The sequence below is a fragment of the Rhodococcus sp. NPDC019050 genome, assembly GCF_055664235.1.
In genome coordinates this window covers 48,829-62,952 of record NZ_JBVOON010000018.1, presented here as the reverse complement: position 1 = coordinate 62,952, position 14,124 = coordinate 48,829, and the positions used below count along the sequence as shown (strand labels likewise).

Annotated in this window: 7 protein-coding genes; 4 read left to right on the top strand and 3 right to left on the bottom strand. The window is 68.7% G+C overall.

Annotated features, from left to right (window positions below; all coding sequences use genetic code 11):
• Positions 1–10: 10 nt before the first annotated feature.
• The gene (locus tag AC0B44_RS17645) at positions 11–508 is read right to left on the bottom strand and encodes an HNH endonuclease (protein ID WP_471904111.1); all 498 of its coding nucleotides are present in this window, start codon (positions 506–508) and stop codon (positions 11–13) included.
• Positions 509–918: 410 nt separating this feature from the next.
• On the opposite strand from AC0B44_RS17645, the gene AC0B44_RS17640 reads away from it, so the two are divergent.
• Complete coding sequence (locus AC0B44_RS17640) at positions 919–10,200, top strand: fatty acid synthase subunit beta domain-containing protein (protein ID WP_471904110.1); 9,282 nt, start codon at positions 919–921, stop codon at positions 10,198–10,200.
• Positions 10,201–10,232: 32 nt separating this feature from the next.
• Positions 10,233–10,640 carry a holo-ACP synthase AcpS gene (gene acpS / locus AC0B44_RS17635; RefSeq protein ID WP_471904109.1) on the top strand — a complete coding sequence of 136 codons (408 nt, stop codon included), beginning with the start codon at positions 10,233–10,235 and terminating at the stop codon, positions 10,638–10,640.
• Between the two features lie 10 nt (positions 10,641–10,650).
• On the opposite strand, the gene AC0B44_RS17630 is transcribed toward acpS, so the two are convergent.
• The gene (locus AC0B44_RS17630; RefSeq protein WP_471904108.1) at positions 10,651–11,439 is read right to left on the bottom strand and encodes a TetR family transcriptional regulator; all 789 of its coding nucleotides are present in this window, start codon (positions 11,437–11,439) and stop codon (positions 10,651–10,653) included.
• A gap of 440 nt (positions 11,440–11,879) precedes the next feature.
• On the opposite strand from AC0B44_RS17630, the gene AC0B44_RS17625 reads away from it, so the two are divergent.
• Positions 11,880–13,244: a M20/M25/M40 family metallo-hydrolase gene (locus AC0B44_RS17625; protein WP_471904107.1), complete on the top strand. Its 1,365-nt coding sequence runs from the start codon at positions 11,880–11,882 to the stop codon at positions 13,242–13,244.
• A 30-nt stretch (positions 13,245–13,274) separates the two neighbouring features.
• Here the strand turns inward: AC0B44_RS17625 and bcp are convergent, their stop codons facing one another.
• Positions 13,275–13,748 carry a thioredoxin-dependent thiol peroxidase gene (gene bcp / locus AC0B44_RS17620; protein ID WP_471904106.1) on the bottom strand — a complete coding sequence of 158 codons (474 nt, stop codon included), beginning with the start codon at positions 13,746–13,748 and terminating at the stop codon, positions 13,275–13,277.
• A gap of 73 nt (positions 13,749–13,821) precedes the next feature.
• Here bcp and AC0B44_RS17615 point away from each other — a divergent pair, with 73 nt between their 5' ends.
• Positions 13,822–14,046 carry a DUF3618 domain-containing protein gene (locus AC0B44_RS17615; protein WP_471904105.1) on the top strand — a complete coding sequence of 75 codons (225 nt, stop codon included), beginning with the start codon at positions 13,822–13,824 and terminating at the stop codon, positions 14,044–14,046.
• The last annotated feature ends 78 nt before the right edge of the window (positions 14,047–14,124 follow it).

Genomic DNA, 14,124 nt, shown 5'->3' with positions numbered 1-14,124 from the left:
ACACAATACGTTACGGCCTTTCACCTGCCGACTCGTAGCCGAGCCTGTGCCTGCCGGCCCAGGTCGGTGTCTGGCTGTGGCAGTTCGGACAGAGAAATCGCACGTTGCCGGGGCGGGAGTCGTTGGGGTTCCCGTCGATGTGATCGACGTGGAAGATCAGAGCCCGTCCGGCCCAGATCGGCCCGGTCCCGCAGAGCGCGCAGAGGTGGTCGCGCCCGGTCTCGAGGAGGGCACGCCGAAGCAGATGGGGCTTCACACGAGGTGCCCCGCGCGGGCGTTCGGTGAGGATCGCCGTCCAATGGTGTCGTCCCGCTCCGCCACTGGGCAGGCGTGGCCTGCCGGTGAAGTGAGAGGTGTCGATGCCCAGCGCCTTGATTCTGCGGCCCAGATGGGTGTGATGCCCGCCGTTGGGTTTGAGTCCGAAGTACCTCATGACCTCCGCGACGTTGGTCGACTGCCGCACCGCCTCTTCCAGTAGCTCCTTCGTGTACTTGGCCGGTCGTGCCACGTGCACCCCCTGTTTGCGAACGTATGTTCGATTTGATGCCGAGGCTAGCGGCACGGACCGACACGGTTTCGTCCCGACGCACGAGTTCGATCTCTCGTCAAGATGGTAACGATTCGATAACGATAAAACGTGAGGGTTCCTCGGGTTATCGGACGTCCACGCAATGACGCGGCCAGCGGCAATTCGGGTTACCCGCCGGTTCGATTCGGCGTCGGCTGTGAGGCAACTCACTGGTCGCGGGGCTGCGCAGCCCTCGCGGCGCTTAAAACATGAGGAAGTCCTCATGATTCTGTGCGAATCTGGGCGTGCCCGTAAGAGCACATCGAGTCCATGCGACAAACCCGCGCAGGCAGTGCTGCACCCACAGGAAATGCCTCGACGCAGGGGTGTTCAGGAGAGGAAAAACACGCGTGACGATCGACGAGACCACACCAGGTGACAACCGACGGAACTCGAAGGCCTCACGACGCACCGGCGAACAGAGAGCGGCCACCGCTTCCCGGTCGGCACTCGTGGACAGGTTCCTCGCCGGTGAGCCCTACGCCGTCGCATTCGGCGGTCAGGGCGCACCCTGGCTCGACTCGCTCGGTGAACTCACCCGGGACAACGGCCTCGAACCCGAGCTGACCGAACTGGTCAACGCCGCCGCCATGCACCTCGGTCCCGTCGCCGCCGATCTCGTCGTCGTGCGGCCGGTCGGCTTCGACCCCGTCGCGTGGATCCTCGAGCAGGAACTTGCCGACGAGGACGACGCGCCCGCCGGACCCGACGCCGCAGTCCTGACGTCCGCCGCCGTGTCTCTCCCCGGCGTGCTCCTGACTCAGTTCGCGGCCCTGCGTGCGCTGGCGAACCAGGGTCTCGACGTCACCGAGGTGGCGCCGTCCGCCGTGATCGGTCACTCCGCCGGAGTCCTCGCGGTCGAAGCCGTGTCGGCCCGCGGAAACAAGGATTCCGAGATCCTCGCGCTCGCACAGCTCATCGGAGCTGCCGCGACCCTTGTCGGACGACGTCGCGGTCTGCTCGCGCGCGCCGGCAAGTCCCCGATGCTCTCCGTTGCAGGTGCCGACCCGGAACGCCTCGGCGCCATCGTCGCCGAGTTGTTCGACGGCAAGGACCCCGCCGTCAGCGCGGTCGTCGCTATCCGCAATGCACGACGTCGCGTCGTGCTCTCCGGTCCGCCGGCGGCGCTCGAGCGCGTGCAGCAGCGTTGCGAGCAGATCTCTGACGCCGAGACCCGCGAACGCGAGTCGAAGCATCGTGGTGGCGCGGTCTTCTCACCGACCTTCGAACCGGTGTCGGCCGAGGTGGGATTCCACCACCCCGCCTTCGCCGATGCCGTCGAGCAGGTTGCCGACTGGGCTGCCCGGTGCGACCTCGACGCGGAACTCGCCCGCGTCCTTGCCGAAGCGATTCTCGTGCGACCCGTCGACTGGGTCCGGGAGGTCGACCGGGCAGTCGAGTCCGGTGCCTCGTGGATCCTCGACCTGGGTCCCGGAGAACTCGTCACCCGGATGACCGCCTCGGGTCTACGTGGCCGGGGCGTCGGAATTCTCGCTGCGTCGACCCGTGGCGGTCAGCGCAATCTGCTCACCCCGGGCGCCGAGCCCGAGGTGCCGCGCGCGTGGACCGAGTTCGCCCCCACTCCGGTCGTGTTGTCGGACGGCCGCGTCGGCGTGGAGACCGCCTTCACCCGCCTGACCGGACGCTCACCGATCCTGCTCGCGGGAATGACACCGACGACCGTCGACCCGCAGATCGTCGCGGCCGCTGCGAATGCCGGCCACTGGGCCGAACTCGCGGGTGGCGGACAGGTCACCGAGCGGATCTTCGCCGACAACGTCGCCGGCCTGCAGAAGCTGCTCGAGCCCGGACGCGCAGCGCAGTTCAACTCGATGTTCCTCGACCCCGACCTGTGGAAGCTGCACGTCGGGGGTAAGCGCCTGGTGCCCAAGGCCCGTGCGGCCGGTGCGCCGTTCGACGGTGTCGTGGTGACGGCCGGCATCCCGGAACTCGACGACGCGGTCCAGATCATCTCCGACCTGCGCGACGCGGGGATCGAGCACATCGCATTCAAGCCGGGCACGGTCGCGCAGATCCGCTCGGTGATCCGTATCGCGAACGAAGTGCCGAACTTCCCGGTCATCGCCCACATCGAGGGCGGGCGCGCGGGCGGCCACCATTCGTGGGAGGACCTCGACGACCTGCTGCTCGACACGTATGCCGAACTGCGCACCCGCCCGAACCTGGTGCTGTGCGTCGGCGGCGGCATCGGCACGCCCGAGAAGGCGGCCGACTACCTGACCGGTCGTTGGTCGACAGTCCACGGTTTCCCCGCGATGCCCCTCGACGGCATCCTCGTCGGCACCGCGGCGATGGCCACTCTCGAAGCCACCACCGCACCGGCGGTCAAACAGTTGCTCGTCGACACGCCCGGCACGCCCGACTGGGTCGGTGCCGGCACCGCCTCCGGCGGCATGGCGTCGGGCCGCAGCCAACTCGGTGCGGACATCCATGAGATCGACAACGCGGCGTCGCGTACGGGCCGGCTCCTGGACGAGGTCGCCGGTGACGGCGAGGCCGTGGCGGCGCGTCGCGCCGAGATCATCGCCGCTCTCGACGTCACGGCCAAGCCGTACTTCGGCGATCTCGGTGCGATGACCTACCTGCAGTGGCTCCGTCGCTATCTCGAGCTCGCCGTCGGCACCGACGCCGCGGCCGGGTTCGATTGCGGCACAGATCTGTCCGACGCCGTCTCCGCAGCGCACGCGAGCCTGTGGACGGATGTGACGTGGCGTGAGCGCTTCCGGGAGATGCTGCAGCGCGCCGAAGCTCGCCTGCACCCGGTCGACCGTGGACCCATCCCCACCTTGTTCGCCGACGACGCGACGCTCGAACGGCCCTACGCGGCGCTCCACGCGCTCACCGCTCAGTACCCCGACGCGGACGAGGTTCTGCTCCACCCCGCCGACGTCCCGTTCTTCGTGACGCTGTGCAAGACACCCGGCAAGCCCGTCAACTTCATTCCCGTCATCGACCGGGACGTGCGCCGCTGGTGGCGTTCCGACTCGCTGTGGCAGGCTCACGACCCGCGCTACAGCGCCGATCAGGTCTGCGTGATCCCCGGCACCGTCGCCGTTGCGGGAATCACCCGCGTGGACGAGCCTGTCGGCGAGTTGCTCGACCGTTTCGAGAAGGCCACCGTCGACGAGTTGCTCTCCGCCGGTATGGAACCGACGGCGATCATCGCCCGCCGTCACCTCGACCTCGCACCCGGTGTGCTCGACGCGGTGCTCTCCGCACCGGACGTCCACTGGGCGGGCCGTCTCACCCGTAACCCGATCCACCGTCTCGGTGATCTCACCGAGTGGACCGCCGAATCGGAGTCCGCGGTGTCACACGCGCCGACGGGCGCCACCCTGACCGTCCTCGACGACCGGCACGTCGGGCTCCGCGTTCCGCTCGCCCGCGACAAGGCCGTCGAGATCCGCATCACCGTGCCGGCTTCCGTGAGCACCGGTGGCGCTCCGGTGGTGAGTGCCGCCGACGCGGACGCCGCGATGTCCGCGCTGCTCGGTGTCGCCGCCGGTCAGGAACTGCCCACCGTCAAGAAGGGCGCCGCCCGGATCACCTTGGGCTGGCTGCCCGAAAAGATCGCCGACCACGCCGGAGTGACGGGTTCGGGCCTGCCCGGGAACCTGACTCCGAGCGGCAACGGTGTGCCCGACGTCCTCGTCGGCGCGTGCTGGCCGGCGGTCTTCGCCTCGCTCGGCGCCGCACGCACCGACGACGATCTTTCCGTCATCGAGGGCATGCTCGACCTGGTTCACCTCGACCACGCCATCGACGTCAAGAACGGCCTTCCCACAGAACCGGCGTTCCTCGGGGTCAAGGCAGAGGTCGCGGGAGTTTCCGACACCGACCTCGGCCGGGTCGTGGAGGTCCGCGTCGTGATCACCGCAGACAGCGGTGACGGTTCGGGCGACAACGTCGTGGCGACCCTGACCGAGCGATTCGCGATCCGCGGCCGCACCGGCACCGCCGGACTCGCCGATCCGGTCCGCGCCGGCGGCGCTCTGAGCGAGGACGCCACCGACACTCCGCGTCGCCGGCGCCGGGATGCGGTGATCGTCGCGCCGACCGACATGGCGGCGTTCGCGAAGGTGTCGGGCGACCACAACCCGATCCACACGTCCGGCAACGCCGCCCTCCTGGCAGGACTCGGCAGCCCGATCGTGCACGGCATGTGGCTGTCGGCCGCTGCTCAGCAGGTCGTCACCGCCGCCGAAACGGACGCGAAACTTCCGGTCCGCCGTCTGACCGCGTGGACCACCCGCTTCCTGGGCATGGTGCGTCCGGGGGCGAAGATCGACGTCCGCGTCGACCGGATCGCCACCGACCGCGGCGCCGAGGTCGTCGAGGTCGGCTGCCGGGTGGACGGCGACCTCGTCATGGTGGCCACGGGCCGGATCGCCGCTCCCAAGACCGTCTACGCGTTCCCGGGGCAGGGCATCCAGCGACCGGGCATGGGCCTCGACGCCCGCGCCCGCAGCAAGGCCGCTCGCGAAATCTGGGACCGCGCCGACAAGCACACCCGCAAGGCGCTCGGCTTCTCGATCCTTGCCGTCGTGCGCGACAACCCGACGGTTCTCAAGGCCCAGGGCGTCACCCACAAGCACCCTGACGGCGTGCTTCACCTGACTCAGTTCACGCAGGTCGCCATGGCCACGCTCGGTGTCGCGCAGATCGCGGAACTCCGCGAGGCCGGAGCGTTCATCGAGGATGCTCTGCTCGCCGGGCATTCGGTCGGCGAATACAACGCCCTCGCGGCAGTCGCCGGCGTACTGCCCCTCGAGGCAGTACTCGAGGTGGTCTTCCAGCGCGGCTCGGCGATGCACGCTCTCGTGCCGCGCGACGCACAGGGCCGCTCGGACTATCGCATGGCGGCAATCCGTCCGTCGCAGTTCGGTGTCGCGGACGAGGATCTGGACGCGTTCGTCGCCGAGGTCGCAGAGCAGGCCGGAGAGTTCCTCGAGATCGTCAATCTCAATCTGCGCGGATCGCAGTACGCGATCGCGGGCACGGTCGCAGGGCTCGATGCTCTCGAAAAGGTGATCGAGCGGAAGGTCGCCGAGTTCGGTGGCAAACGCGCCTTCATCCTGGTTCCCGGGATCGATGTGCCGTTCCACTCGACCGTGCTGCGCGGCGGCGTGGACGATTTCCGTGAGCGTCTGCTGCATCTGCTGCCCGAGCAGATCGATCCGGACATCCTCCTCGGCCGCTACATCCCGAACCTGGTGCCCAAGCCGTTCGACCTGGGTCGCGACTTCGTGCAGGAGATCGCGGACCTGGTCCCGTCCGAACCCCTGGCCGAGATCCTCGCGGACTTCGACACGTGGTCGGCCGATCGGTCCAAGCTCTGCCGCGTCGTGCTGGCGGAATTGCTGGCATGGCAGTTCGCGTCGCCGGTGCGCTGGATCGAAACCCAGGATCTGCTGTTCACACCGGAATCCGAGGGTGGTCTCGGTGTGGAGCGATTCGTCGAGGTCGGCCTCGGCGCGGTCCCGACCGTCGCGAATCTCGCGTCGCAGACGCTCAAGCTCCCGGGCCGCTTCGGCGAACCCGTCGAGGTGCTCAACATCGAGCGGGAGGCGTCGGTCGTGTACTCCACCGATGTCGATCCGGCGCCGGTCGAGGACGACGAGCCCGTCGTCTCCGAGGCGCCCACCACCGCTGCTGCGCCGGCTGCGGCGCCGGCAGCCCCGGCCGCTCCGGCGGGTGGCCCACGGCCCGACGACATCGCGTTCAGCGCTGCCGATGCCACCCGGGTGCTCATCGCACTGTGGACGAAGCTGCGTCCCGATCAGATCGGTCCCGCCGACACGATCGAGGCGCTGTGTGACGGTGTGTCCTCGCGTCGCAATCAGCTGCTCGTCGACCTCGGATCCGAGCTCTCGCTCGGCGCCATCGACGGTGCCGCCGACGCGGACATGGGCGCACTCGCCGGAACAGTGAACCGGCTCGCCCGCACGTACCGTCCGTTCGGGCCCGTGCTGTCCGATTCGATCAACGATCATCTGCGAAAGGTCTTCGGGCCGTCGGGGAAGCGTCCGGGATACGTCGCCGATCGCGTCACGAAGGTGTGGGGCCTCGGGGAAGGCTGGACCCAGCACGTGACTGCGGAGGTCGCACTCGGCAGTCGTGACGGAACGTCCGTTCGGGGCGGGGACCTCGGTGGGCTGGCGCAGGGTGCGCTCGCCGACACCGGTGCCGTCGACGCGCTGATCGACGCCGCGGTTCAGTCCGTCGGGTCGCGACGTGGTGTCTCGGTCTCGCTTCCGTCCGCCGGCGGCGGTGGCGGTGGCACGGTCGACGCTGCGGCGCTCGGCGAGTTCACCGAGCAGATCACCGGTCGCGACGGAGTCCTGGCGAGCGCCGCTCGACTGGTACTCGACCAGCTCGGTCTCACCGAGCACGTGGACGGACTTGCGGACAAGGCCGACGACGAACTCGTGGAGCTGGTCTCCGCCGAGCTCGGTTCGGACTGGCCGCGGCAGGTCGCGCCCGCGTTCGACGCACGTAAGGCTGTACTCATCGACGACCGCTGGGCCACGGCCCGCGAGGATCTCGCCCGCATCTGGCTCGGCGACCCGATCGACGTCGAGCGCTTCGCGGCGTCGGGCAGGACGGTCGCTGCGCACGCGACGTTCTGGCGAGCCAAGGCCATCGAAGCCGGTCGCGTCGTCCTGGCGGAGACGTACGGCCGCATCGCTGCGGCCGCCCAGGAAGCAGTGGATGCCGAGTACGGCGACGAGGTCGCGGTCGTCACCGGGGCGAGCAAGGGCGGTATCGGTGCCGCCGTCGCCGCACAGCTTCTCGCCGGAGGCGCGACGGTGATCGTCACGACCTCCCGCCTCGACTCGTCCCGGCTCGGGTTCTACAAGGACCTCTACGCCCGGCACGCCCGTACCGGTGCCGCCCTGTGGGTGGTGACCGCGAACATGGCGTCGTACTCCGACGTTGACGCTCTCATCGAATGGATCGGCACCGAAACCGTCGAGAACGCGGGTGGCGCCAAGAAGCTGATCAAGGACGCCCTCACCCCGACGCTGCTGTTCCCGTTCGCCGCACCGCGTGTCGCCGGGTCGCTCGCCGACGCCGGAGCGCGCGCCGAGATGGAGATGCGGGTCCTGCTGTGGTCGGTGGAGCGGTTGATCGCCGGACTGTCCGCCATCGGATCCGACACCGATGTCGACACACATCTGCACGTCGTGCTTCCGGGTTCTCCGAATCGCGGCATGTTCGGCGGCGACGGCGCCTACGGCGAGTCGAAGGCGGCTCTGGATGCGATCGTCACTCGCTGGAGCGCCGAGCGCACCTGGGCCGAGCGCGTCACCCTGGCCCATGCCCTGATCGGCTGGGTTCGCGGGACGGGCCTGATGGGCGGCAACGACCCGCTGGTCGAGGCAGTCGAGGCCGCGGGTGTGCGCACGTGGTCGCCGACGGAGATGGCCGCTGAGCTCTGCAAGCTCGTCGGGCCCGAGGCCAAGCGGCTCGCACAGGAGGCACCGCTCGTCGCCGACCTCACCGGTGGGCTCGCCGAGGCGGATCTCGATCTGCCGGCACTCGCGAAGCAGGCACAGGACGCAGCGGCGGATACCTCCGACGACGCGGACGAGGACCGGGATGCGACGATCGCGGCTCTGCCCGCAGCGCCGCGCGCCGAGGACGTCCCCACCCCCGAGTGGAGCGCCCTCGACATCGACCCCGCCGACATGGTCGTCATCGTCGGTGCCGGTGAGCTCGGCCCGTACGGTTCGGCACGCACCCGCTTCGAGATGGAGGTCGACGAGGAACTGTCGGCAGCCGGCGTACTCGAGCTGGCGTGGGTCACCGGCCTCGTCGTGTGGGAGAACGAGCCCGAGCCCGGCTTCTACGACGCCGAAACCGGCGAGCTGGTGCCGGAATCGGAGATCGCCGACCGCTACCACGACACCGTCGTCGAACGCTCCGGTATCCGGCGCTATGTCGACGACGGCGCGATGACCGACAACACCGCACCGCTGCTGACCTCGGTGTTCCTCGACAAGGATCTCTCCTTCGTGGTGGGCTCGGAAGCGGAGGCTCGCGCCTTCGTCGATTCCGATCCGGAGAACACGACTGCGTCGGTGGATTCCGAGTCGGGCGACTGGACCGTCACCCGCAAGGCCGGAACCGAGATCCGGGTGCCGCGGAAGGCGAAGCTGACCCGTACGGTCGGCGGCCAGATCCCCACCGGCTTCGACGTCACCAAGTGGGGCATCCCGGCGGACATGGCGGACTCGGTGGACCGGGTGGGTCTGTGGAACATCGTCACGACGGTCGATGCGTTTCTCACCGGCGGTTTCACCCCGTCGGAGCTGCTCCGGTGGGTGCATCCCTCGCTGGTCGCCAACACGCAGGGAACCGGTATGGGTGGCATGACGTCGATGCGCTCGCTCTACATCGACACGCTGCTCGGGGAGTCCCGCGCGAACGACATCCTGCAGGAAGCCCTGCCGAACGTCATCGCCGCGCACGTCGTGCAGTCCTATGTGGGCGGGTACGGCGCGATGGTGCACCCGGTCGCCGCCTGTGCGACTGCCGCGGTGTCCGTCGAGGAGGGTGTCGACAAGATCAAGCTGGGCAAGGCGAAGCTGGTGGTCGCGGGTGGCTTCGACGACCTCGGCATCGAGGGCATCATCGGCTTCGGTGACATGTCGGCGACCGCGAAGTCGGACGACATGCGTGCGAAGGGCATCGACGACCGCCGCTTCTCGCGGGCCAACGACCGTCGTCGCGGTGGGTTCGTCGAGTCGGCCGGCGGTGGCACCGTCCTCCTCGCCTCCGGTGATGTCGCACTCGATATGGGACTGCCCGTACTCGGCGTCGTCGCGTGGGCCGGTTCGTTCGCCGACGGCGTGCACACCTCGATCCCGGCTCCGGGAATCGGTGCGCTCGGCGCAGGTCGCGGTGGCCTGGAATCGGGATTGGCAAAGGAACTGCGCAAGCTCGGCGTGACCGCCGACGACATCGCCGTCATCTCCAAGCACGACACGTCGACTGCCGCGAACGACCCGAACGAGGCGGAATTGCACGAGCGGCTCGCGGCGGCGCTCGGCCGCAGCGACGGCAATCCGATGTTCGTGGTGTCGCAGAAGTCGCTGACCGGGCACGCGAAGGGCGGCGCGGCGGCGTTCCAGCTCGTCGGGCTGTGCCAGGTGCTGACCCAAGGCGTCGTTCCGCCCAATCGCAGCCTGGATTGTGTGGACGACAAGATGGCCGAGTTCGAGCACCTCGTGTGGGCGCGCACCCCGCTGCGTTTCGGTGAGCAGTACGCGCTCAAGGCCGGTCTGCTGACCAGCCTCGGGTTCGGGCACGTGTCCGGGCTGATCGCGGTGGTGCACCCGCAGGCGTTCGTCGAAGCGATCCCCGCGGAGCGGCGCGAGGAGTACCGGGCCGCGGCAACCGCCCGGACGGTGACGGGTAAGCGGCGTCTGGCCGCGGCCATGACCGGCGGCGCAGCCCTGTACCAGCGGCCGGCCGATCGCCGGTTCGGTGGCGACGCGGTGCCGGCGGGCTCTGCCCGGCAGCTCGAGGCGGACGTGCTGCTCGACGCGAATGCACGGCTCGGCGACGACGACGTGTACCGCTCGGGCCTGCCCGGCTGCAAGTAGCGTCAGGCAACCGGAGGGACGGGTACAGCAGGATGGGAGTTGCGGGTATCGGGTTCGACCTCGTGTCGGTTCCCGAGTTCGCGGAGCAGTTGGGCCGTTGCGGCACGACGATGCTGGCGAGCTTCACACCGGGGGAGCGCCGTGATGCGAATACCCGCAGCTCCGATCCGGCCCGGCATTTCGCGGCCCGGTGGGCGGCGAAAGAAGCGGTGATCAAGGCGTGGTCGGCCGCACTGTTCGGCCGCCCGCCGGTGCTGCCCGAGACCATCCATCAGCAGATCGAGGTGATCTCCGATGCCTGGGGCCGGCCGAGCATCCGCTTGCATCGGGAGGTGGCAGAGCACCTGGGGGGAATGCGGATCCACGTATCGCTGACCCACGACGGCGACATGGCCGGCGCGTTCGTGGTGCTCGATTCGGTGGACGGCGAAAAGCTGTGAGGTTCGCGGGTCAGGGCTGCCGGGGAGAGGTGGGCTCCGCGCGGTGCGCGCCGGCATGCTGGGGATCCCGGGAGCGTTCGGACTCCTCACGTCGTTTGCGCTTCGCCGCTTGGGTTCGTGAATCACGCTCGGCTACCTGCAGATACGCGACCATGATGCGTTTGAGTTCGGCCACCGCCTCGGCGTGGGTCTGGTCGTCCTGCACGGAGAAGTTCAGCATCGAGTACACGACGTGGACGAGCACCTCGGCCATGAGTTTGCGGCGCGGGCGGGGAGTGTCGGGCGTGAGGGGCGCGAGCATCCGCGCAACCTGCTCGGCGAATTCCCTCTCGTGGATCGCGCCGGTGGCCCGGGTCGACGGCGTGGACTGCATCGCGAGCCAGACCTCGCGCCGTGAGGGATCGGTGGCCCACAACCCGGCCATGTGGTCGACGAAGCTGTTGAGAAAGCGCAACCAGTCGACGGACGGGATCTCGCCGTTGAACTTGGCGAGTTCCTCCTGGACGCCGACGAGATCCTGACGGTTGAGCTCGCACACGATCACGTACTTGTTGGCGAAGAACTGGTACAGCGTGCCGATCGGGACATCGGCGCGGGCAGCGACCTCTTCGCAGGTGAACGACTCGAACCCCACCTCGGTGAGCAGTTCCCGGGACGCGGCGAGCAGCGCGTCGAACTTGCGGCGGCTCCGTTCCTGGGTGGGGCGTCGACGAGGTACCAGCTCCTGCGGTTCCGTCTGAACCTCGAGCGCCGGATCGATCCGGCGCGGGGTACGGCGGCTGTTCGATGCTGACTCCACTCGCCCAGGCTAGCCGTAGCGCACTGGAATGCCGAGTACTTGCTGTGTACGTGAGTGCCGATAACTCGGGTTGCGCTGCCCGGATGCTCCGGGCCTGTAAACCAGGTCCGCTCAGCTCACGGCTCGGACGTACACCCACGTGCACCGGGCGCGTCGTCCTAGGATTGCGGCAGGCGACCGATCGATCCGGACCGGGGACCGAGACGATGCCCTGCCGTAGCCTCGGCCGGCGATGCCGCAGCCGCGGCCGGTCGACGACGGTGATCCGTGCAGAGATGAAGGAGTGAAAGTGCTTGTGGCTCCGAGTGTTCCGCTCGCCTGACGAGCCGGGCACGTTCCCGTGTGAGCTCGCCGGATCGAGAGTTACGACTCCGGTCATCGGCTCGGATCGGGTTGCCGACGACATCGACGGTCCACATCCGGCCAACCGAGGAGAAGCGATGAGCAACGAAGACACCGTCCAGCAGATACGCGACCGGGTGCGGGGATCGATGTCCGTAGCCCGAGGTGAACTCGAAACGCTCGTCGCGTTCCGTTCGGTTGCCGACCCGCGGCAGTACCCTGCCGAAGAATGTGTCGCGGCAGCCCGATGGGTACGAGATGCATTCGCCGATGCCGGCATCGAGCAGATCGAGCTTGTCGAGACCGTCGACGGGTCACTTGCCGTGGTCGGCCACACCCCCGCACCGCCGGGTGCTCCCACCGTCCTGCTGTACAGCCACTACGACGTCCAGCCCCCCGGCGACGAATCGAAATGGGAAAGCCCGCCTTTCGTCCTCACCGAACGCGACGGCCGCTGGTACGGGCGGGGCGCCGCGGACTGCAAGGGCAACATCGTGATGCATCTGCTCGCCCTGCGCGCATTGCGGGCGGACGGTTCACTGCCCGTCGGCGTGCGGATCGTGATCGAGGGGTCGGAGGAGATGGGCGGTGAGGGCCTCGAACGCCTTGTCGCCGAGCGACCCGAACTGTTCGCCGCCGATCTCATCGTGATCGCCGACAGCGGCAATACGGAGGTGGGCCGGCCCACTCTCACCACCACGTTGCGCGGAACGGCGAATGTCGTCGTGCACCTCGAAACCCTCGCGGGGCCGGTCCACTCCGGGATGTACGGCGGAGGCGCCCCGGATGCGCTGGCCGCGCTGGTGCGACTGCTCGGCACCCTGCGCGACGAGGACGGGAACACCGTGGTCGACGGACTCGACGCCACCGCCACGTGGGACGGCGTGCCGTACCCGGAGGAGCGCTTCCGGGCCGACGCCGGAGTGCTCGACGGTGTATCGCTGCCGACTTCCGCAACCGTGGCCGACGCCGTCTGGGCGCGGCCCGCGCTCACCGTTCTCGGTATCGACGCACCGCCCGTTGTCGGATCGGCGGCTGCGATCGTGCCACGCGCGTCGGCGCGCCTGAATCTCCGGGTACCGCCGGGAGTCGACGCGGTGACCGCGCAGGACGCACTCGTCGCCCACCTGGAAGCGCACGTACCGTGGGGTGCCCATATGCGAGTCGAACGCGAAGTCGTCGGCGAACCGTTTTCTGCCGCGACCGAAGGACCGGGTTACGCCGCCCTGCGCGGCGCCCTGGAGACCGCATACGGCCGCGAGGTCGGCACGGCAGGGCAAGGCGGCTCGATCCCGCTGTGCACTGCGCTGCAACGTGCGGTCCCGGGGGCGGAGATCGCTCTCATCGGCGTCGAGGAACCGCGCTGCGTCATCCACGCGCCGAACGAGAGCGTCGACCCGTCGGAGATCGAGAATCTTGCGGTCGCCGAAGCGCTCGTGCTGCGTACTCTCGCGTCCGGCTAGCTCTGGAGTCTCGTCGGCTCGGGCGTCCGGCTAGACGGAGAGGTCGCGCCGCAGCTTCGCGACGTGGCCGGTCGCACGCACGTTGTACTGGGCGACCTCGATCTTGCCGTCCGGATCGACCACGAACGTCGATCGGATCACCCCGGTCACGGTCTTGCCGTACATCTTCTTCTCGCCGAACGCGCCCCACGCGGTGAGCACTGCCTTGTCGGGGTCGGACAGCAGCGGGAAGGTGAGTCCCTCGTTGTCCCGGAACTTGGCGAGCTTGGCCGGCTTGTCGGGCGAGATCCCGATCACGTCCAGCCCGGCATCGCCGAGTTCGGCGAGACTGTCACGGAAGTCGCAAGCCTGCTTCGTGCAGCCCGGCGTGCTCGCGGCGGGGTAGAAGTAGACGATCACCTTGCGTCCGCGGTAGTCGGACAGCGAGACCTCGGTGCCGTCGGCGTCCGGGAGAGTGAAGTCGGGAGCGGGGTCGCCGGGGACGAGTCTGTTGTTTTCGGTCATGTCCGCGACAGTAGTAGACCGATCGTCCATTACCGTGGTCGCAGCACACTGCAGCGACCTTCTGGAGGATCACGTGGGTAGGGACACCGAGGACATCGAGCGGGAGATCGAAAAGGCCCGGAACCAGCTCGCGAGCACACTGGACGAACTGACCGTTCGTGCCAACCCGAGGAATCTGGTGGCGCACACGAAGCAGACCGTCGCCGCGAAGCTCAATCAGCCGGCGGTGAAGAAGTACGCGCTGGTGGCAGCCGGCGCCGTGGTCGGGCTGCTGGTGCTGCGCAAGATTCTGCGCTGACACAACCCGTCTGCACCCTGTGCCCGCGCCGACCGGCGCGGGCACAGGGCGTTTCGGGGAGTGGTGCTCCGAGAAGAG

Coding starts and splice junctions, on each gene's coding strand:
- acpS (WP_471904109.1), top strand. CDS start 10,233: ATGGGAGTTGCGGGTATCGGGTTCGACCTCGTGTCGGTTCCCGAGTTC.
- AC0B44_RS17625 (WP_471904107.1), top strand. CDS start 11,880: ATGAGCAACGAAGACACCGTCCAGCAGATACGCGACCGGGTGCGGGGA.
- bcp (WP_471904106.1), bottom strand. CDS start 13,748: ATGACCGAAAACAACAGACTCGTCCCCGGCGACCCCGCTCCCGACTTC.